The following is a 22,134-nucleotide window of genomic DNA, read 5'->3' as shown; positions in this document are numbered from 1 at the left end:
CCGGAACCCCCAAGGGCGTCGCCGTCACCCACGCCGACGTCGTCAACGGCGTCCAGGACCTGCGCCGGGTCGTGCACGTGGGGGAGGGGTCCCGGATGCTCGCCGCGACCTCCGTGAACTTCGACGTCTCCGTGTTCGAGATCTTCACCGCGCTGACCACGGGCGCGAGCGTCCACGTCGTCCGCGACGTCCTCGAACTCGCGGAACGCGGCGGCTGGTCGGGAACCACCCTGAGCGCCGTGCCCGCCGTGCTCTCCGCACTCCTCGACCAGCTCGGCACCGACGCCCCCGGCAGCCCCCGCCTCGACGTGGACACCGTCGTCCTCGCCGGCGAGGCACTCTCCACCGAACTGGTCCGCAAGGTGCGCCGCGCCCTGCCCGACGTCCGCGTCGTCAACGCCTACGGACAGACCGAGAGCTTCTACGCCACCACCCACACGGTCCCGCAGGAGCAGGCGGCCACGACCGGCGCGGTCCCCGTCGGCCGGCCCCTCGCCAACATGCGCGCCTACGTCCTGGGACCCGAACTCACCCCCGTACCGCCCGGCGTGACCGGCGAACTGTACGTCGGCGGCCCGATCGCCCGCGGCTACCACCGCAGCGGCGGGGCGACGGCGCAGCGGTTCGTCGCCTGCCCCTTCGGCCCCGCGGGCGCCCGCATGTACCGCACCGGCGACCTGGCCCGGTGGGACGCCGACGGCCACCTCGTGTACGCGGGCCGGGCCGACACCCAGACGAAGGTGAACGGCATCCGCGTCGAGCCGACCGAGATCGAGACGGTCCTCGCCCGGCACCCCGCGATCGGCCGGGCCGTGGTCACCGTCCGCGAGGACCCCACCGGCACCGCCCGGCTCGTCGGCTACGTGACACCGGCCGCCCCCGACACCACCGGCACCACCGGCACCCCCGTCCTCGACGCCGACCTGCGGCGGTTCGTCGCCGACCGGCTGCCCGACTACATGGTGCCCGCCCTGTTCGTGGTCCTCGACCGGCTGCCGCTGAACGCGAACGGCAAACTGGACCGGGCCGCGCTGCCCGAGCCCGAGTTCGCCCGCGCCGGGTACCGGGCGCCGCGCAGCGACGCCGAGCGCGTTCTCGCCGAGGTGTACGCGGACGTCCTCGACGCCGGGCGGGTGGGCGTCGACGACGACTTCTTCACCAGCGGCGGCGACAGCATCCGGTCCATCCAGGTCGTCGCGCGCGCCAGGACCCGCGGCGTGCTGATCAGCACCCGGGAGGTCTTCGAGCACCGCACCGTCGCCCGGCTCGCGGAACTCGTCGAGGGCCGGGGCGACCAGGAGCGCGTGCGGCTGCCCGAACTGCCGGGCGGCGCCGTCGGCCGGTCCCCGCTGCCCCCGGCCGCCGCCCATGTGCTCGCCCTGGGCGGCGGCATCGGCCGGTTCTGCATGTCCGCGCTGCTCACCCTGCCCGACGACATCGACCGCGCCGGACTGCTCGGCACGCTCCGGGCCGTCCTCGACCGGCACGACGTGCTGCGCTCCCGGCTCGACCGGGCGGAGCAGGCCCTGTGGATCGACCCGGCCGGCGGCGTGGACGTGGAAGCGCTGCTGCGCGAAGTCCCGTACGGCGGCGCCGACCTGCAGGCCGAACTCGACGCGGCGGCGGACCGCCTCGACCCGGACGCGGGCGTCATGGCGCAGTTCGTCCGGTTCACCACCGACCCGGCCACCGGCCCGAACACCGGCCCCGACCGGCTGCTGATCGTCCTGCACCACCTGGTCGTCGACGGAGTGTCGTGGCGGATCCTGCTGCCGGACCTGGCGGCCGCCTGGCAGCGGGTCCGCGACGGCCTCGCCCCCGGACCGGCCGGCACCGGAACCTCGCTGCGCCGATGGGCGCACGCCCTCGCCGACGAGGCGGCGACCCCGGAGCGGACGGCGGAACTGCCCGGCTGGCAGGAGATCCTGCGCACGGACGAACCCCCGCTGGGCGCACGCGAGGTGGACCCGGCACGCGACGTCACCGCCACCGTGGACACCGTGCGCGTCCAGGTCCCGGCCGACGTCACCCGCACCCTGCTCGACACCCTGCCCGCGCTCTTCCACGGCGGCGTCGACGACGGACTCCTCGCCGGGCTCGCCCTGGCCCTGGCCCGCCGCCGCCGCGACCGCGGCACCACCGGCTCCGCGACGCTCGTCAGGCTGGAGGGGCACGGCAGGGAGGAACACCTGGTGCCCGGCGCCGACCTGTCGGGCACGCTCGGCTGGTTCACCGCCATGTACCCCGTACGCCTCGATCTGGCGGGCATCGACGTCGACGAGGCGTTCGCCGGCGGCGCGGCCGCCGGCCAGGCGGTCAAGGCCGTCAAGGAACAGCTGCGGGCCGTGCCCGACAACGGCATGGGCTACGGCCTGCTGCGCCACCTCAACCCGGAGACCGCCGGCGCCCTCGCCGGGCTGCGGCAACCGCAGATCGGCTTCAACTACCTGGGCCGGTCCTCCCGCGCCGACCTCCCCGAGGAACTGCGCGGCCTCGGCTGGACCCCCGACACCACGCACCGCGACCTGATCGCCGCACCCGACGCGAACCTGCCCGTCCTGTCGGCCCTGGAGATCAACGCGGTCGCCACCGGTACCCCCGACGGCGACGAACTCACCGCCTACTTCGGCTTCCCCACCGGCGTGCTCACCCGCGACGAGGTGACCGGACTGGCCGGCCTGTGGGTCGAGGCACTGACCGCCCTGGCCCGGCACGCCACCACCCCCGGCGCCGGCGGACTGACCCCGAGCGACGCGCCGCTGGTCGCGGTGGGCCAGCAGGAGATCGACACCTGGGAGGACCGGTTCGGCACGCTGGCCGAACTGTGGCCGACGACGCCCGTGCAGTCCGGGATGCTGTTCCACACCCAGCTCGCCGGATCGTCCTTCGACGCCTACCACATGCAGCTCGTCTTCCAGCTGTCCGGCGACGTCGACCCGGAGCGCATGCACCGGGCCGCCCAGGCCCTGCTGGACCGGCACGCCGGCCTGCGCGCCGCGTTCGCCGACCGGGCGGACGGCGGCGTCGTCCAGGTGGTGCCGGACACGGTGGCCCTGCCCTGGCGGCACCTCGACCTCACCGCGACCGACGAGCCCGAACGCACCGCCACGTTCGAGCGGTTCCTCGCCGAGGACCGGGCCACCCACTTCGACGTGGGCGCCCCGCCCCTGATCCGCCTCGCCCTCGCCGTCCTCGAACCCGGCGGTGCCGAACTCGTCCTGACCGCCCACCACGTCCTGCTCGACGGCTGGTCCACGCCCCTGCTGATGCGCGACCTGCTGCTGCTCTACGCCTCCGACGGCGATCCGGCGGACCTGCCCGCGACCCGCGACTTCGGCTCCTTCCTGGCCTGGCGCGCCCGGCAGGACGAGGCCGAGTCCGCCCGGGTGTGGGCCGCCGAGCTCGCCGGGGTCGAGGAGCCGACGCTGCTCGCGCCCGGCGCCGACGGCGTGGGCGCCGACGGCGTCGACCAGATCGAGATCCCGCTGCCGCCCGACGAGGCGCGCGAGCTCACCCGGCGCGCCGCCGAGTGGGGCATCACCGTCAACACCCTGGTCCAGGGCGCCTGGGCGCTGCTGCTCGGCGGTCTCACCGGCCGCCAGGACGTGGTGTTCGGCGCCACCGTCTCCGGCCGCCCCGCCGCCGTGCCCGACGTCGACGCGATGGTCGGCATGTTCATCAACACCCTGCCCGTACGCGTCGAATACGCTCCCGGCGACACCCTCACCGAGATCCTCACCCGGCTCCAGAGCCGCCAGGCCGGTCTCATGGAGCACCACTACTACGGGCTCACCGAGATCCAGCAGACCGTCGGCCTGCCGTCGCTCTTCGACACCCTGGTCGTCTTCGAGTCGTACCCCGTCGACAAGGAGGGCCTGGGCGCCGCAGCCGACGCCGCCGACGGGATCACCTTCACCGGACTGCGCCCGTCGACGGCCACCAACTACCCGCTGACCCTGATGGCGGCGGTCGACCCCCACCTCCAGCTCGTCCTCCAGTACGCGCAAGGAGTCTTCGACCGGGACACGGTCCAGGGGTTCGCGGCCCGCCTCGTGCGCGTCCTGCGGCAACTGGCGGACCCCGCCGGGCCGACGGCCGCGCGCGTCGACCTCCTGGACCCGGCCGAACGCGACCGGCTGCTCACCGAGTTCAACGACACGGCCGCCCCCACCCCGGACGTCACGGTCCACGGCCTCGTCGAGGCCCAGACGGCCCGCACCCCGGACGAGGTCGCCGTCGTCGCCGGGGACGCGTCGCTCACCTACCGCGAGGTGAACGCCCGCGCCGACCGGCTGGCCCGCGCGCTGGCCGGGCGCGGAGCCGGACCCGAGTCGGTGGTGGCCGTGTCGCTGCCGCGGTCGGCGGACCTCGTGGTCGCCCTGCTCGCCGTCCTGAAGACCGGCGCCGCCTACCTGCCGGTCGACCCCAAGTACCCCAGCCACAGGCTGGCGGCCGTCTTCGACGAGGCACGCCCGTGCCTCGTCCTGACCGACTCCGAGACCGTCGCGGTGCTGCCGCCGCACGACGCCGGGGACGTCCTCCTCGACACCCTCGACCTGCCCGCCACCGACACCACTGGTCCTGAACTGCCTTGCCACACCGAGCAGTTGGCGTACGTGATGTACACCTCCGGCTCCACCGGCAAGCCCAAGGGCGTCGCCATCACCCACCGCAACGTGGTCAACGGCGTGCTGCGGCTCGCCTCCCGTGTCGGCCTGGCCCCCGGCAAGCGGCTCCTCGCGGGCACCTCGGTCAACTTCGACGTCTCGGTGTTCGAGATCTTCACGACCCTCGCCACCGGCGGCGTCGTCGAAGTGGTCAGGGACGTCCTGGTCCTCGGCGAACGGGACGGCTGGCGCGGCAGCGTCATCTCCACCGTGCCGTCCGCGTTCGCCGAACTCGTCGACGAGATCGCCGGCCGCACCGACGTCGAGACCGTCGTCTTCGCCGGCGAGGCCCTGCCCGCCTCGCTCGTCGCGAAGACCCGCAACGCCTTCCCCGGCGTCCGGATCGTCAACGCGTACGGGCAGAGCGAGTCGTTCTACGCCACCACCTGCACCCTCACCGGCGACCCGGACGACGCCGCGGGCAGCGTGCCCGTCGGCACCCCGCTCGGCAACATGCGCACCTACGTCCTCGGCCCGGGCCTCGCCCCGGTGCCGCAGGGCACCGTCGGCGAGCTGTACGTCGGCGGGAACGTGGGCCGCGGCTACCACGGCCGCGCCGCACTCACCGCGGAACGCTTCGTCGCCGACCCGTTCGGCCCGCCCGGCGCCCGCATGTACCGCACCGGGGACCTGGCCCGCCTCGACGGCGCGGGCCGCCTCGCCTACGCGGGCCGCTCGGACGCCCAGGTCAAGGTGCGCGGCTTCCGCGTCGAGCCCGGCGAGGTCGAGGCCGCGCTCACCGCGCACCCCGGCGTCGCACAGGCCGCCGTCCTCGCCCACGACCGGCCCGGCAGCGGCACCGGCACCCGGCTCGTCGCGTACGTCGTGCCCACCGGAACCCTGGACACGAAGGAGCTCCACGACTTCGTCGCGCGGCGCCTGCCGGACTTCATGGTGCCCTCCGCCGTCACGGTCCTCGACCGGCTGCCGCTCGCCCCGAACGGCAAACTGGACCGGGCCGCGCTGCCCGAACCCGAGTACGCCGGCACCGCCTACCGGGCGCCCCGCACCCCCCGCGAGGAAGTCCTGGCCGCCCTGTGCGCCGAAGTGCTCGGCATCGACCGCGTCGGCATCGACGACGGCTTCTTCGACCTCGGCGGGCACTCCCTGCTCGCCACCCGGCTCATCAGCCGCGCCCGCGCCGAACTGGGCATCGAGATACCCATCCGCAAGATCTTCGACCTGCCGACAGTGGCCGCGCTCGCCGCGTGGTCGGAGGAATCGGCCGCTCCCCGCCGCCCCAGCCTGCGCCAGATGATCGTCAAGGAGTGAAGCGATGATTCCGCTGTCCTTTGCCCAACGCCGCATGTGGCTCCTGCACCAGCTGGAGCGCGGGGCGGCGACCTACAACATCTCGGCGGCGTTCCGGCTGACCGGCGCCCTCGACCGGGACGCCCTCGTCGCCGCGCTCCACGACGTCGTCGCCCGGCACGAGATCCTGCGCACCGTCTACGCGACCGACGACGCCGGCGAGCCGCACCCGCGGACCCTGCCCGCGGCCGAGGCGGCGCCCGAGGTGCGGGTCGTCGACGTGGCGCCCGCCGACGTGCCCGCCGTGCTCGACGAGGCCGTCGCGCACCGCTTCGACCTGGCGGCCGAACTCCCCTTCCGGGCCAGCCTGTTGCGCTGCTCCGACGAGGAGCACGTGCTCGTCCTCGTCGTCCACCACATCGCCTCCGACGGCAGCTCAAGCGCCCCGATGATGGGCGACCTGTTCGCCGCCTACACCGCCCGCAGGGACGGCCGCGCACCGGCGTGGGAACCGCTGCCCATCCAGTACAAGGACTACGCGGTGTGGCAGCGCGAGGTGCTCGGCGACGTGGCCGACCCCGGCAGCCTCGCCGCCGCGCAGGTCGAGTACTGGCGCAAGGAACTCTCCGGGGTGCCGCAGCCGCTGAACCTGCCGCTGGACCGGCCCCGGCCCGCCGAGGCGAGCTCGGACGGCGACACGGTCGGCATCGAGGTGGCCCCCGGCGTGGTGACCGCCCTGCAGAAGCTCGCCACCGAACGCGGCACCAGCATGTCGATGCTCATGCAGGCCGCGCTCGCCGTGCTGCTGAGCAAGATCGGCGGCGGCGACGACGTGACGATCGGCTCCCCGATCGCCGGCCGCACCGACGAAGCGCTCACCGACCTGATCGGATGCTTCGTCAACACCCAGGTGCTCCGCGCCGACCTCGCCGGGAACCCGTCGTTCACCTCCCTGCTCGCACAGGTCAGGGACAAGTCCCTCGCCGCCTACGAGCACCAGGACGTGCCGTTCGACGTCATCGTGGAGGCGATCAACCCCGAGCGCTCCGCGGCCTACCAGCCGCTGTTCCAGGTCATCTTCGCCTGGCAGAGCTACACGAAGCCGGACCTCGCGCTCCCCGGCCTCGACGTCGCGTTCGAGCAGGCCGTCCCGTCCACCGCCATGGTCGACCTGACCTTCTTCATGGCCGTCGACGACTCGGGGACGCTGCGCGGCGACCTCCAGTACGCGACGAAGCTCTTCGACCGCGCGTCGGCGCAGACGATCGTCGCCCGGCTCGTCCGCGTCCTCGAACAGCTCGCCGCCGATCCCGGCCTGCGCGTCGGCGACGTCGACGTGCTGATCGACGGCGAGCGGGACCGCCTCGTGCCCGGGGCCGACGCCACCGCCGCCGGCATCCCCGACGTCACCCTGGTCGAGCTGTTCGAGCGGCAGGCGGCGCGGCGGGCCGACGCCGTCGCCCTGGTCCACGAAGGCACCGGCCACACCTACGGCGAACTCAACGCCCGCGCCAACCGGCTCGCCCGGCACCTCGTCACCCGCGGCGTGGGCCCCGAGTCCCTCGTCGGGATCTGCCTGGAGCGCTCCGCCGACCTCGTCGTCGCCCTCCTCGCGGTCCTCAAGGCGGGCGGCGCCTACCTGCCCATCGACCCCGGCTCCCCGGCCGACCGCATGGCCTACCTGGTCGAGGACGCCCGGCCCGTCCTGCTGGTCACCACGAGCACCACCGGCGCCGCGCACGACCTGGCCCAGGACCTCCCGCAGATCCTCCTCGACCGCACCGAAACCCACGCAGGACAGCCCGGCACCGACCTCACCGACGCCGAGCGCCGCTCGCCCCTGCGCCCCGACCACCCGGCGTACGTCATCTACACCTCCGGCTCCACCGGCCGCCCCAAGGGCGTGCTGATCCCGCACCGCAACGTGGTCGGACTCTTCCACGCCACCCAGGACTTCGCCTTCGGCGCGGACGACGTGTGGACCCTCTTCCACTCCTACGCCTTCGACTTCTCGGTGTGGGAACTGTGGGGGCCGCTGCTGCACGGCGGCCGCCTCGTCGTCGTCCCCCACGACGTCTCCCGGTCGCCGGCCGACTTCCGCCGGCTCCTCGCCCGCGAGCGGGTCACCGTCCTCAACCAGACGCCCTCCGCCTTCTACCAGCTCGTCCAGGCCGACGCCCAGACCGACGCCCAGGACCCCGGCGACGAACTGGCCCTGCGCTACGTCGTGTTCGGCGGCGAGGCCCTCGACCTCAACCGCCTCACCGACTGGTACGAGCGCCACGCCCCCGACGCGCCGGTGCTGGTCAACATGTACGGCATCACCGAGACCACCGTGCACGTGACCCGCATCGACCTGGACGAGCGCTCCGCGGCCCGGCACCCGGCCGGCACGATCGGCGAGGCCGTCCCCGGACTGCGCGCCTACGTCCTGGACACCCACCTCAAGCCGACGCCGCCCGGCGTCACCGGCGAGCTCTACGTGGCGGGCTACGGCCTGGCCCGCGGCTACCACGCCCGGCCGGGACTGACCGCAGGACGGTTCGTCGCCTGCCCCTTCGGCGCGCCCGGCGAGCGGATGTACCGCAGCGGCGACCTGGTCCGCCGGGGCCCGGACGGCGGCCTGGAGTACGCGGGCCGGGCCGACTCCCAGGTGAAGATCCGCGGCTTCCGCATCGAACTGGGCGAGATCGAGCAGGCCATGGCGGGACACCCCGGTGTGGCGCAGGCCGTGGTCGTGGTGCGCGAGAACCAGGAGGGCGACAAGCGGCTCGTGGGGTACGCGGTGCGCGAGCCCGACGCCGCGGCCGTCGACCCCGACGAGCTCACCGCCTACCTGCGGGAGCGGCTCCCGGACTACATGGTGCCCTCCGCCGTCCAGGTACTGGCGGACGTCCCGCTCACCTCGAACGGCAAGCTCGACCGCCGCGCCCTGCCCGAGCAGGACACCCCCCGCACACCGGTGGGCGCGCGGCCGCGCAACGCCTACGAGGAGCAACTCTGCGCCCTGTTCGCCGAGTTGCTCGGCGTGGACCACGTCGGCATCGACGACGGCTTCTTCGCCCTGGGCGGGCACTCGCTCCTCGCCACCCGGCTCAGCGTCCGCATCCGCAAGCAGTTCGACATCGACATCCCCATCAGGACGATCATCCGCTACCCCACGGTGGCCGAGCTCGCCGCGCTGATGCTGGCCGGCGGCGTCCCCGACGACGACGCCGACTCGTTCGCGGTCGTGCTGCCCCTGAACGCAGACCCCGGCACCGGCAAGCCGCCCATGTGGTTCTTCCACGGCGGCGGCGGTCTCGGCTGGGCGTACTACAGCTTCGTCCTGCACCTGCAGGACCGCGCCGCCTACGCCCTGCAGTCCCGCGGCTCCGACGGCGTGGAGGCCCTGGCCGCCTCCGTGCCGGAGATGATCGACGACTACGTCACCGAGATGCTGCGGATCCAGCCGGAAGGACCCTTCCACCTGGTCGGCTGGTCCTACGGCGGCACCGTCGTGCAGGCCGTCGCGGAGGCGCTCGACCGGCGCGGCCACGAGATCGCCCTCGTCGCGATCCTGGACGCCCAGCCGGGCGGCCACGGCTTCGCCGACGTCCACGCCGGCAAGGACGCGACGGACTACCGGGCGGAACTGGAGGACGACTTCAGCCAGTACATCCGCACCGGCAACCGGCAGGGCTTCCTCGACACCATGTCGAAGGTCCTCGCCAACAACACGTCCCTGATGAGCGCTTTCGAATCGCCGGTCTACCGGGGCGACGTGCTGTATTTCAACGCGGCGCTGGAGGAGCCGTCGTACGCGCACCTGTGGCGGCCGTACGTCGGCGGCTCCCTGGAGGTGCACGAGGTGCAGGCCACGCACCACGAGATGCACATGCCCGCGCCCGTGGCCGAATTCTTCGAGGTCGTCCACCGCAAGCTGGCGGCCCAGGACGAGGGGAGTGGGTCGAAGTGACACAGGCCGGTACGTCGGCGGACCACGGGGACCGGACCACGCTGCTGTGCGTGCCGTTCGCCGGAGCGGGACCGTCGTTCTTCCACCCCTGGCAGGCGCTGGCCGCCGATCGGTGGCGCGTGACCTCGGTCGAACTGCCCGGCAGGGAACGGCGGATCCTGGAGACGCCGTACCGCAACGTCGTCGAGGCGGCCAAGGGCTCCGTGGACGACGTCGTCGACGACATCGGCGAAGGAAACCGGTGCGTGCTCTTCGGCCACAGCCTGGGCGCCGTCCTCGCGTACGAACTGGTGCATCTGCTCGGCACCCGCGGCGTCCACGTCGACCAGCTGGTCGTCAGCGGGTCGCCGGGGCCGTGGACGCAGCGCGAGCGGCGCGCGGCCGGGCTCCCCGACGACGAGTTCCTCGCCAGGGTCGAGGAGTTCGCGGGATTCCGGCACGAAGCGCTCGACCACCCGGAGATGCGGGAACTGATCCTGCCCGTCCTCCAGGCCGACTGCGAGATGCACGAGAGTTACCTGCCGAGCACCGACACACCGGTGTCGGTGCCGATCCGCTCGCTGCGGGGCAGTTCCGACGGCCTGGTCACCGCGGACGAGGCCCGCCAGTGGCAGGCCGCGACCACGGCGGAGTTCAGCTACACGGAGTTCCCCGGCGACCACATGTACCTCGTCGACAGCGGCCCGGACGTCCTGGACGCGATCGCGGCGCACTGACCCGGCCCGCCCGCACGAAACGGCGGCCGCCGGAACCCGGAAGGGTTCCGGCGGCCGCCGCGGTCGTGGGCGGATCAGCCGCTCACCGCCGGGCCGGTGGACCGAACCAGGTGGTGAGGGCGGTGCGCAGGGCGGCGCGGCCGGGCGGGCCGTCGGGGGCCGCCGCCCAGGCGACGTGACCGTCGGGGCGCACGAGCAGCGCCGCCGGAGCGGGCACCTCGCCGATGACCGGAACGGACCAGTGGTCGGCCTCGCTGCGCGCCTCGACGACGTCCACGCGGTCGGCCCAGCCCGCGGCGACCGCCGCCGACGCACCCCCGCCGCGCAGATCGAGCAGCACAGGACGCCCCGCACACAGCAGTTCGTGGACCCGGGTGGCACCGTCGGCCGTCTTGAGGTCCGCGTCCGGCACCCGGCGCCCCGCCAGCGGATGGTCGCAGTCCGCCGGGTACCGGACGTCCAGCGCGGTGAGCATCGCGCGCAGGTGACGGTTCACGTCGTCGAACACCAGCAACTCGCCGAACACCTCGCGCAGCGCCTCCGTCTGCGGTCCTGGCCGGGCCAGCGCCGACTGCGCCCGGGTGTTGTGCAGCACCCGCTCCGCGACCGGGTGGCGCTCGGCGTGATAGCTGTCCAGCAGGCCCTCCGGCGCCCGGCCGCGCACCACGGAGGCGAGCTTCCAGCCCAGGTTGACCGCGTCCTGCACGCCCATGTTCAGCCCCTGCCCACCGGCCGGGAAGTGGATGTGCGCCGCGTCGCCCGCCAGCAGCACCCGGCCCTGCCGGTAGCGGTCGGCCTGCCGCGCGGCGTCGTTGAACCGGGAGACCCACCGCGGCTTCCGCATGCCGAAGTCCGTGCCCGCGAGCCGCACCAGCGACTCCCTGAGCTGCTCGAACGTCGCCGGTTCGGCGGACCCGGCGACCCGGTCGTAGTCGGAGGTGATCACCCGGAACCAGCCCGGCTCGAACGCGATCGCCGAGTAGTCGCCGCCGGGACCGCGCCGCACCCAGACGTACTCCTCGGTCAGATCCGGGAGTTCCACGTCGCCGATCAGCGCGGTCATCGTCGCCGGCGTACCGGGGAAGCCGATGCCCGCCAGCTTGCGCACCGTACTGCGCCCGCCGTCGCAGCCCACGAGATAGCGGGCGCGCAGCGCCGCGGTCCCGCCTCCGTCCGTACCCAGCTCGACGGTCACGCCCTCCGCGTCCTGGCGGATCCCGGTCACCGGGGCCGATCTGCGCACCCGCACCCCCAGCTCGGCGGCCCACTCCTCCAGCAGCCGCTCGATGACCGACTGCAGGATCATCAGCGGGTACGCGTGCCGGGACTCAGACTCGTCGAAGTCCAGGTAGAGACCGGAGAAGTGGCCCACCGGCTGCAGCTCGCCGGCCGCCAGGAAGCGGTCCAGGACGCCGCGCTGGTCCAGCACTTCGAGCGTGCGCGCGTGCATTCCTCCGGCCCGCGACTCGCCCGTCCGTTCCACGAGCCGCTCGACCACCGTCACGTCGACGCCCGCCAGCCGCAGTTCGCAGGCGAGCATCAGGCCGGTCGGCCCGGCGCCCGCGATCACCACGTCCGCGTCGGTATCGCTGTGTCCCACGTCGTGCCCCCTCAATCCACTGGGCCTCGCCCGCCGTTGCACATTCGCCCTCACGGTCACGGAGCGCGGATCAGCCGGTCAACCCCATCGGCCGGCGCGCGGGCGCACCCCGCCGACCCGGTGGGAGCGGGCCCCGATCCACGCGACGATCGACTCGCCCGATCAAGGAACGTGTCTCGCCGGCGGGACAGCGCACAGAGCCCCGGAGGAAGGAAAGGACCCGCAATGGACCAACAAGCCGCGTCTTCGAGCGCGCCGGTGTCGCTGGGGCAGGAGATCGCCGAGCTGTGGGGGGAGCACCTCGACGGCCGGACCGTCGGCGTGGACGACGACTTCTTCGCGCTCGGCGGCAATTCACTGACCGGCATCAAGATCATCGACCGGGTGGCGCAGGACTACGACGTCCGGCTGTCCGTACGCGACTTCTACCTCGCCCAGACCCCGGCCCGGGTCGCCGAGCTGATCGAGCGGGCGAGGGCCGCGGCGTGAGGCTGACGCCGGGCCCCCGGCGCGCCATCGACCTCGACGCCGTCGACCTGTTCGACCTCGACCTCTACACGGCGGGCGACCCGCACCCGATCTGGGACGAGATGCGCGAGCGGGCGCCCCTGCACCACCAAGTCCTCCCGGACGGCCGGGAGTTCTGGTCCGTGACCCGCTACGAGGACGTCTGCCGGGTGCTCGGCGACCACCGGGAGTTCACCTCGGAGCGCGGCACCGTCTGCACCCACCTCGGGCAGGACGACGTCGCGGCCGGCACCCTCCTGACGTCCACCGACCCGCCCCGGCACACCGAGGTCCGCAGGGCCATCGGCGCCCGGCTCACCGCCCGGGCCGTGGCGCCCTGGGAGGACCGGATCCGGCAGTCCGTCGTCCGCTTCCTCGAACCGGCCCTGGACGGCGCCCCCTTCGACCTGGCCGAGCAGGCACTGCTCCTCCCGGCGATCGTCACCGGCCCGCTCCTCGGCATCCCGGAACGCGACTGGGCCGAACTCGTCCAGCTGACCGCGATGGTGACGGCCCCCTCCGACCCGCACTTCCAGATGGGCGGCGAAGCCGCGACACTCGCGATCTCCCACCACGAACTCGTCACCTACGTCACCGACCGGGTGAAGCGGCGGCGGGCCTCCGGCGACACGGACGGCAGCCTCCTCGACCACCTCATGAGCGTCCACGCGGGCGACGCGCCGCTGACCGACGAGGAGATCGCCCTCGACGGCTACAGCATCCTGCTGGGCGCCAACGTGACGACGCCGCACACCGTCTCCGGCACCGTGCAGGCGCTCATCGAGCGGCCCGAGCAGTTCGACAAGGCGCAGGCCGACCCCACGCTGATCCCCAACCTCGTCGAGGAAGGACTGCGCTGGACCTCCGCCGCCTGCAACTTCATGCGGTACGCGGTCGACGACGTACAGATCGGCGGGGGCACGATCCCGGCCCGCGGCGCCGTCGTCGCCTGGATCGGGTCCGCCAACCGGGACGCGAGCCGCTTCCCCGACCCGCACACGTTCGACATCACCCGCGACAACGCCAAGCGCCAGGTCGCGTTCGGCTTCGGACCGCACTTCTGCATCGGCGCGCCCCTGGCCCGGCTGACCCTGCGGATCTTCTTCGAGGAACTGCTCCAGCGGTGCGGATCGATCGAGCTCGCCGGTGAACCAGAGCACCTGCGCTCGCACTTCATCGCCGGCCTGACCCACCTGCCCATCGTCGCCCAGGAACGGCGGACGCCATGACCCCCGGCCCCACCACCACCGCGTCGCCGTGGTTCGTCCGGCCGCCGGCCCCCGACGCCACCGGCCGGATCTTCTGCTTCCCCTTCTCCGGGGGCGGCGCGTCGGCGTTCAGCGCCTGGCCGGCCGAGATCGGCGGCGCCGAGATCTGCCCAGTGCAGTTCCCCGGCCGCGAGAACCGGCTCGGCCACCCCCACTACGGCACCTACGAGAAGCTCGCCGACGACCTCGTCGAAGCCCTGGCACCGCACCTCGACCGGCCGTTCGCGTTCTTCGCGCACTGCGCGGGCGCCCTGCCCGCCTACGAGACCGTGCTCCGCCTCGCCGGACTCGGCCTGCCCACACCGCGGCGCCTCTTCGTGTCCGGCCAGCCCGCCCCGCACGACGCCGCCCGCGACCGGATGCTGACCATGACCGAACCCCAGCTCCGCACCGAACTGGAGACGTTCCTGCGCGGCCGGGGCATCGAACCGCGCCCGGACATGATCGACATGGGCCTGTCCGTCCTGCTCCGCGACCACGCCGCCGCCGGCGCCTACCGGCGCGTGGAGCGGGTCGCCGTGCCGTGCCCCGTCGTCGTCCTGCACTGGCGCGACGACCCCGACGTGACACCCGACCAGCTCGCGGGGTGGCGCCCGTACTCCGACACGGTCGACGTCCGCCAGGTCGACGGCGGCCACTACGACTTCATGGACGCGCCGGACGGCCTGCGCGCGGTGCTGACGTCCTGGCAGTGAGAGCGATGCAGTCCGTACGCGCCGAGCCGGCCGTACGCCGAGAGGACCGGAAGGGGTTCGCATGAGTGGCGCAGCCACCGGTGTTGCCGTCGTCGGGATGTCGTGCCGCTTCCCCGGCGTGCCCGACCTGGGAGCGTTCTGGCGGCTGCTCCTCGACGGGAGGTCGACCGTCGGCACGTTCCCCGGACAGCGGGCCACCGACGCGACCCACCCCGCCCACGCGTCCCCATGGTCCCAGCCGTCCCATCCTGACGCCGCCACCGTGCGCACGGGATCGTTCTTCGACTCCATCGACGGCTTCGACGCGGAGTTCTTCGGAACGGGCGCGGCGGAGGCCGCCGCCATGGACCCCGTGCAGCGGCTCGGCCTCGAACTCGCCTGGGAAGCCGTCGAGGACGCCCGCGTCCCGGCGACCGCGCTCGCGGGCCGCGCCGTCGACGTCCTGGTCGGCGCCGCGCCCTCCGGGTACGAACTGCTGCGCAAGCTGTCCGGCAGCGACCGCGACGACCACTACGCCGCCCTCGGCTCCAGCGGCGCGCTGATCGCGAACCGCATCTCCCACCTGTTCGACGCCCGCGGCATGAGCCTGGCCACGGACTCCGGCCAGTCCTCCTCGCTGGTCTCCCTCGCCCTGGCCTGCGACCGGATCAGGGGCGGCGCCGCCGACCTGGCGATCGCGGGCGGCGTCCACCTGATCGCCGACCCGGAGGCGGGCCTCGGCCTGGCGAACCTGGGCGCCCTCTCGCCCGACGGCCGCTGCTTCACCTTCGACGAGCGGGCCAGCGGCTTCGTCCGTGGCGAGGGCGGGGCGTTCGTCGTCCTGAAGCGGCTCGACCTCGCCGTCGCCGACGGCGACCACATCTACGCGGTGGTGCGTGGCTGGGGCGTCGGCAGCGGCGGTGCGTCCAGCCGGATGCCGGACCCCAGCCCCGGCGGCCAGGCGGCGGCCGTGCTGGCCGCGCTCGACCGCGCGGAGCTCCCCTTCGACGACGTCGACTACGTGGAGGCCCACGGCACCGGCACCCGGGTCGGCGATCCGGCCGAACTGTCCGGCCTGCGCGAGGTGTTCCGGCGGACCGGCCGCGAGCGCCGCCTCACGATCGGCTCGGTGAAGACGAACGTCGGACACCTGGAGCCCGCCGCGGGCATCGTCGGCTTCGTGAAGACGGCGCTCTGCGTGGACCGTGCGCACCTGGTCCCGCACCTGAATTTCCGCTCCCCGAACCCCGCCGTCCCCGACTTCCACCGCGACTTCGAGGTCCTCGACGCCGCACGGCCGTGGCCCGGCAGCCCCGACCGGCCGCGCCGGGCCGGGGTGTCCGCGTTCGGCCTCGGCGGCACCAACGCGCACCTGATCCTCGAACAGGCACCGGGAGACGGCAGCAACCCGTCTGAACTCCCCTCTGAAACAGGCGAGTTGCCGGTCGCGAGTGCCGCCGGAGTGCTGCCCTGGGTGCTGTCCGCGCGGTCCGAGGCGGCCCTGCGCGAGCAGGCCGCACGGCTGCGGGACCTCATGGCGGGCGACGCGGCACCGTCGGCCGCCGACGCCGCCCACTCCCTCGTGTCGACGCGGACCGCGTTCGCTCACCGGGCGGTCCTGCTGAGCGGCGACCGCGACGAGACGCTGACCGGCCTCGGACAGCTGGCGACCGGCGGCACGGCCGCACGGACGGTGCGCGGCACGGCCGGGGGAGCGGCGGGCCCGGTCGTCTTCGTGTTCCCCGGCCAGGGCTCCCAATGGCAGGGCATGGGGAGGCGGTTGTACGCCGAGTCGGAGGTCTTCGCCCGGTCGATCGACGCCTGCGACCGCGCCCTGCGGCCCTGGCAGGACTGGTCCCTGACCGAGCTGCTGACCGGCCGGGAACCGGCACCGGCGGCGGACCACGGGGACACCGTGGTCCAGCCCGCGCTGTTCGCGATGATGGTGTCCCTGGCCCGCCTGTGGCGCTCGCTCGGCGTGGTCCCCGACGCGGTGGTCGGCCACTCGCAGGGCGAGATCGCCGCGGCCTGCGCGTCGGGCGCCCTCTCCCTCGACGACGCGGCACGGGTCGTCGCCCTGCGCAGCCAGGCCCTGACCGAACTGGCCGGCCACGGCGGACTGACCGCGGTGGCGGCGTCCCTGGGCCAGGTCGAGGAACTCATCGCCCACTGGCCAGGACGGCTCTCCGTGGCCGCGGTCAACGGACCGGCCTCGGTGGTGATCTCCGGAGACCCCGGCGCCCTGGACGAGTTCGCCGCCCGGGCCGCCGACGACGGCGTCCGCGCCCGCCGCGTCAGGGTCGAGTACGCCTCCCACTCCCACCACGTCGAGCGCATCCGCGACCGGGTGCTCCGGGCCGCCGACGGCATCACGCCGGGACCGACAGCCGTGGAGTTCCATTCCACGGTCACCGCCGGGCCCCTCGACACCCGCGCCCTCGACGCCTCGTACTGGTACGACAACCTGCGCTCCACGGTGCGGTTCGGCGAGGTCGTCGAGCAGCTCATGCGGACCCGCGGAGGCGTGTACGTGGAGGTCAGCCCGCACCCCGTGCTCCAGGTGGCGATGGCGGAGACCGCCGACGCGCTGGCCGACCCGCCCAAGGTCGTGGGCACCCTGAGCAAGCACGACGGCAGCGCGGCCGAGGTCCTGGAGTCGCTGGCCGAACTGCACGTGCGCGGCGTGCCCGTGGACTGGGAGGCGGCGCTCGCCGCCCACCGGCCGCACCGGACCGCCCTGCCGACCTACCCGTTCCAGCGGCAGCGGCACTGGCTCACCGCATCCGGCGACACCGGCACCACGACCGGCGCCGGACCCGCCGACGGGCCCGACGCACGCACCGCCGCGGCGGACCTGGGATCGGAGGCGGAGGTGCTCGCGCTCGTGTGCGCCGAGACGGCGGCCGTCCTCGGCACGGGTGACACGGACCCGGCGGGCGCCGGACTCGCCGCGCGGTCGACCGAGCCCTTCAAGACCCTGGGCTTCGACTCGCCGATGGCGGTGGCCCTGCGCAACCGGCTCACCGCGGCGACCGGCGTACGGCTCCCGGCCACCGTCGCGTTCACCCACCCCACCCCGCAGCGGCTCGCCCGCCACCTCTTCTCCGTCCTCGAACCGGCGGCGCCCGAACCGGCCGTAGCCGTACCGTCGGCACCCGCGCCACCGGCACCGCGCGAGGTGGCACCTCCGGCCGACGCACTGCGGGAGAGCCACAGCGACGACGACCTGTACGCGCTGATCGACCGCGGATACGTGTAGCCGCACCCGTCCGGCCGCCGGCCCCGTGCGGCCACCCGTCCCGTCACACCCAGTCTGCTGAGCAACCGTTGGGGGAGGCCCTCGTGGAGGATGTCGACAAGCTCCGGTCCTACTTGCGACGCGCCGTCGGCGACGCGCAGCAACTGCGCGAGCGCGTACGCGAGTTGGAGGAATCCGCGCGCGAACCCATCGCGGTCGTGGGCGTGGGGTGCCGCTTCCCGGGCGGAGTGACTTCCCCCGAGGGACTGTGGGGCGTCGTCTCCGACGAGGTCGACGCGATGAGCGACTTCCCCGTCGACCGCGGCTGGGACCTGGCGGCACTGCGCGACCCCGACCCCGAGGCACCCGGCACGACCACCACGCGCGCCGGCGGGTTCCTGCCCGAACTCGCCCGGTTCGACGCGCCGTTCTTCGGCATCAGCCCGCGCGAGGCGCTGGCGATGGACCCGCAGCAGCGCCAGCTCCTGGAGACGACGTGGGAGGCGCTGGAACGGGCGGGCATCGACCCGGCCGGACTGCGGGGCACGGCGACCGGGGTCTTCACCGGCCTGTACGCCGTCGACTACGGCCCGCGGATGGGCGGCGCGGCCGCCGGCGACGTCGCGGGCTTCGCGCTCACCGGCACGTACACCAGCGTGGCCGCGGGCCGCGTCGCGTACACGCTGGGTCTCGAGGGCCCGGCGATCTCCACCGACACCGCGTGCTCGTCGTCCCTGGTCGCGATCCACCAGGCCGTACGGTCCCTGCGGTCGGGGGAGACGACGCTGGCGCTGGCCGGCGGGGTGTCGGCGCTGTCCACCCCCGGCCTGCTGGTCGAACTCGCCCGGCAGCGGGGCCTGTCGGAGGACGGGCGTTGCAAGGCGTTCGCGGAGGCGGCGGACGGTACGGGCTTCGCCGAGGGCGTCGGCGTGCTGGTCCTGGAGCGGCTGTCGGACGCGCGGCGCAACGGCCGCCGGATCTGGGCCGTCATCCGCGGTTCGGGCATCAACCAGGACGGCGCGTCCAACGGCCTGACCGCGCCCAGCGAGCTGGCGCAGCGCAGCGTCATCCGGGCGGCCCTGGCCGACGCCGGGCTGCGGTCCGCCGACGTGGACGTGGTCGAGGCGCACGGCACCGGCACGCGGCTCGGCGACCCCATCGAGGCGGAAGCGCTGCTGGCGACGTACGGGCAGGACCGCGATCCTCAACAGCCTTTGTGGCTGGGGTCGTTGAAGTCGAACATCGGTCATACGCAGGCGGCCGCGGGTGTCGGCGGCATCATCAAGATGATCATGGCGATGCGGCACGGCGTGCTGCCGAAGACGCTGCACGTGGACCGCCCGTCGACGCACGTGGACTGGTCGACCGGGGCGGTGCGGCTGCTGACCGAGGCCAGGGAGTGGCCGGACGCGCCGGATCACCCGCGCCGCGCGGGCATCTCCGCCTTCGGGATCAGCGGCACGAACGCCCACCTCATCCTGGAACAGGCCCCCCAGCAGCAGAACGCCGGACGGTCCTCCGCGCAGCCGCCGGGGGAGGCGGCACCGGCGTCGGTGCCGTCGGTGCCGTGGGTGCTGTCCGCGCGGTCGGCGGAGGCCCTGCGCGACCAGGCCCTGCGCCTGCGCGACACCGTGGCCACCGGCACCGGCACCGGCACCGGCACCGGCCTGCCGCCCGCGGACGTCGGACACGCACTCGTGACGACGCGCTCGCTGTTCGAGCACCGCCAAGTGGTGATCGGCGCCGACCGGGACGAACTCCTCGCCGCACTGACCGCCGTCGCCACCGGCGACGAGAACGCCCCCGCGGAAGCGGTGTCCGGAGTCGCCCAGCCCGTCGGCAGGACCGTGTTCGTGTTCCCGGGCCAGGGCTCCCAATGGGTCGACATGGGACGGGAGTTGTGGACCACCTCCCCGGTGTTCGCGGCCCGGATGCGGGAGTGCGCCGACGCGCTGGCACCGTACGTCGACTGGTCCCTCGCCGACGTGCTCGGCGACGCCGAGGCGCTGGAACGCGTCGACGTCGTCCAGCCGGTCCTGTGGGCCGTGATGGTGTCCCTCGCCGAGCTGTGGCGCTCCTACGGAGTGCGGCCGGAAGCCGTGGTCGGCCACTCGCAGGGCGAGATCGCCGCCGCGTGCGTCGCGGGCGCCCTGTCCATCGACGACGCCGCGAAGGTGGTCGCGCTCCGCTCGAAGGCGATCCTGGCGCTGTCCGGCCGCGGCGGCATGGTGTCGGTCGCGCTGCCCGTCGAGGACGTCCGCGCACGCCTCACCGACGGACTGTCGGTCGCGGCCGTCAACGGCCCCACGTCCGTGGTGGTCTCCGGCGACGTCGCCGAACTGGACGCCCTGCTCGCCGCCTGCGCGGCGGACGACGTGCGGGCCCGCCGCGTCCCGGTCGACTACGCCTCGCACTCGGCCCACGTGGAAGCCGTCCACGACGAACTGCGCCGCGTCCTCGCGGGACTCGCACCGCGCCCGGCCGACGTGCCGTTCTTCTCCACGGTGACCGCCGACTGGCTCGACACGACGGGCCTCGACGCCACGTACTGGTACACCAACCTGCGCCGCACCGTCCGCTTCGAGGAGGCCACCCGCGCCCTGGCCGCACAGGGCTTCCGGTACTTCGTCGAGACGTCCCCGCACCCCGTCCTGACGCCCGGCCTGGAACAGACCCTGGACAGCGCGGGCACCCCCGCCGCCGTCATGGGCACGCTGCGCCGCGGCGAGGGCGGACTCGCCCGGTTCCACCGGTCGGCGGCCGAGGCGTTCGTCGCGGGCGCCCCGGTGACGTGGGAGGCGGCCTTCCCCGGCGTCGACGGCCGCTGGATCGACCTGCCCACGTACGCCTTCCAGGGGCAGCGCCACTGGCTGGACGCCCCCCACGAGAGCACCGCCGCACACCCGGCCGCAGGCGGCGTTACGGGCACGGCGGACCACCCGCTGCTCGACGCCGTCATCGACCTGACCGACGACGCGGAGCGCGGCGCGCTGGCCGCGACCGGCCGCCTGTCGGTCGAGCGCCACCCGTGGCTCGCCGCGCACGCGGTCCACGGCGCCGTCCTGGTCCCGGCCGCCGTGCCGCTGGAACTGGCCGTGTGGGCGGCCCACCGCGCCGGCTGCGACGTCGTCGACGAACTCACCCTGGAGACACCGCTGGTGCTGTCCCGGACGGCCGAGCGCGAGATCCGCGTGGTGATCGACGCCAAGCGCGAGATCAGCGTGCACTCGCGCGGCACGGGCGAGACCGGGTGGACGCGGAACGCCGTCGGCGTCGCCGGGACCGACACGGCGGAAACCCCCGCGCACCAGGACCCCGCGCACGAGGACCTCGCCGCATGGCCGCCCGCGGGCGCGGTCGCCGTGCCCGCCGACGACGAGCCCACCGGGCCACCGCCGCACGGACCGCAGGACGTGTGGCGCCAGGGCGACACCCTGTTCGCGGACGTACGGCTGCCCGTGCCCGAGCCCGACGCGGCGGACCCGGGCCACGGGTTCCTGATCCACCCGGCGCTCCTGCACGCCGCCCTGCGACCGGCGGACGCCGGGCCGACCGGCGCCGGCACCCGGCCGCGGACCTGGCTGCCGTTCCGGTGCACGGGCATCCGCGTGCGCCCCACCGACGGGACCGCGCTGCGCGTCCGGCTCGCACCCACCGGCGAGGACACCGTGTCCGTGACCCTCGCCGACGAGCACGGAACCCCCGTCGGCGGCGTCGCGTCGCTGAGCCTGCGGCCCCTGGACGACGAGCAAATCGCCGAGCTGAGCGCCGGCCTCGACGACCAGGACGCGCTGTTCCGGGTCGACTGGGTCCCCCTCGCCGTCCCCGCGGGCCCGGCCCCGGGCGGCCGGTACGCCGTCCTCGCCTCACCCGACAGGGTTCCCGCACCCCTTGCGGCGGGCGCCGAGGTCTTCCCCGGCCTCGACGAACTCGCCGCCCACGGAGGGGAGATCCCGCCGCTCGTCATCGCGGGCCTCGAAGGGGCGGGCATCGAGGGGACGGTTCCCGACGGGACGGGCGACGGCGGGGCGGGCGACGACGCCGACGTCCCCGCCGTCGCCGAGCGGAACCTCCACCGGCTCCTGCGGTGGACGCAACGCTGGCTCGCCGACGGCCGGTTCGCCGACTCACGCCTGGTCGTCGTCACGACGAACGCTTTCCACGACCCCGCAGTCTCCGCGGCCTGGGGCTTCCTGCGCACCGCGCAGACCGAGAACCCGGGCCGGTTCACGCTCGTGGACACGGACGGCAGGAC

At 74.1% G+C, this 22,134-nt stretch carries 9 protein-coding genes; 8 read left to right on the top strand and 1 reads right to left on the bottom strand.

What is annotated here, in order from left to right:
• The 3 genes from M4J07_RS36265 to M4J07_RS36255 all read left to right on the top strand — a co-directional run.
• On the top strand, positions 1-5,939 hold a 5,939-nt coding region (locus M4J07_RS36265; protein WP_255979257.1), incomplete at its 5' end, for a non-ribosomal peptide synthetase.
• 4 nt (positions 5,940-5,943) lie between these two features.
• On the top strand, positions 5,944-9,876 hold the full coding sequence (locus M4J07_RS36260; RefSeq protein ID WP_255979255.1) for a non-ribosomal peptide synthetase: 3,933 nt from the start codon (positions 5,944-5,946) through the stop codon (positions 9,874-9,876).
• Positions 9,873-10,592, top strand: coding sequence for a thioesterase II family protein (locus M4J07_RS36255; protein WP_255979253.1), 720 nt, complete (start codon positions 9,873-9,875; stop codon positions 10,590-10,592). The genes M4J07_RS36260 and M4J07_RS36255 overlap by 4 nt, the downstream gene beginning before the upstream one ends.
• Positions 10,593-10,674: 82 nt before the next feature.
• Here M4J07_RS36255 and M4J07_RS36250 read toward each other — a convergent pair whose 3' ends face one another.
• Positions 10,675-12,192: an FAD-dependent monooxygenase gene (locus M4J07_RS36250; protein WP_255979251.1), complete on the bottom strand. Its 1,518-nt coding sequence runs from the start codon at positions 12,190-12,192 to the stop codon at positions 10,675-10,677.
• Between the two features lie 225 nt (positions 12,193-12,417).
• Between M4J07_RS36250 and M4J07_RS36245 the strand changes: the two genes are divergently transcribed.
• The 5 genes from M4J07_RS36245 to M4J07_RS36225 all read left to right on the top strand — a co-directional run.
• Positions 12,418-12,681 (top strand): phosphopantetheine-binding protein, encoded by a 264-nt coding sequence (locus M4J07_RS36245; RefSeq protein ID WP_255979249.1) that lies wholly within the window; start codon positions 12,418-12,420, stop codon positions 12,679-12,681.
• Positions 12,678-13,928: a cytochrome P450 gene (locus M4J07_RS36240; RefSeq protein ID WP_255979247.1), complete on the top strand. Its 1,251-nt coding sequence runs from the start codon at positions 12,678-12,680 to the stop codon at positions 13,926-13,928. The genes M4J07_RS36245 and M4J07_RS36240 overlap by 4 nt, the downstream gene beginning before the upstream one ends.
• Positions 13,925-14,662 (top strand): thioesterase II family protein, encoded by a 738-nt coding sequence (locus M4J07_RS36235; RefSeq protein ID WP_255979245.1) that lies wholly within the window; start codon positions 13,925-13,927, stop codon positions 14,660-14,662. The genes M4J07_RS36240 and M4J07_RS36235 overlap by 4 nt, the downstream gene beginning before the upstream one ends.
• A 61-nt stretch (positions 14,663-14,723) precedes the next feature.
• Complete coding sequence (locus M4J07_RS36230) at positions 14,724-17,900, top strand: type I polyketide synthase (protein WP_255979243.1); 3,177 nt, start codon at positions 14,724-14,726, stop codon at positions 17,898-17,900.
• 83 nt (positions 17,901-17,983) lie between these two features.
• The coding region (locus tag M4J07_RS36225; RefSeq protein WP_255979241.1) for a type I polyketide synthase at positions 17,984-22,134 on the top strand (4,151 nt) is incomplete at its 3' end.

Origin of the sequence: Streptomyces longispororuber, assembly GCF_024448165.1 — a bacterium.
GTDB classification, from domain to species: Bacteria; Actinomycetota; Actinomycetes; order Streptomycetales; family Streptomycetaceae; genus Streptomyces; species Streptomyces longispororuber_A.
Note: the sequence above shows the minus strand (reverse complement) of the source record. Positions and strands in the feature narration are given on the sequence as shown.

What these genes read in the sequence shown, in the direction of transcription:
- M4J07_RS36260 (WP_255979255.1), top strand. Translation starts at nt 5,944, where the DNA reads ATGATTCCGCTGTCCTTTGCCCAACGCCGCATGTGGCTCCTGCACCAG.
- M4J07_RS36245 (WP_255979249.1), top strand. Translation starts at nt 12,418, where the DNA reads ATGGACCAACAAGCCGCGTCTTCGAGCGCGCCGGTGTCGCTGGGGCAG.
- M4J07_RS36230 (WP_255979243.1), top strand. Translation starts at nt 14,724, where the DNA reads ATGAGTGGCGCAGCCACCGGTGTTGCCGTCGTCGGGATGTCGTGCCGC.
- M4J07_RS36235 (WP_255979245.1), top strand. Translation starts at nt 13,925, where the DNA reads ATGACCCCCGGCCCCACCACCACCGCGTCGCCGTGGTTCGTCCGGCCG.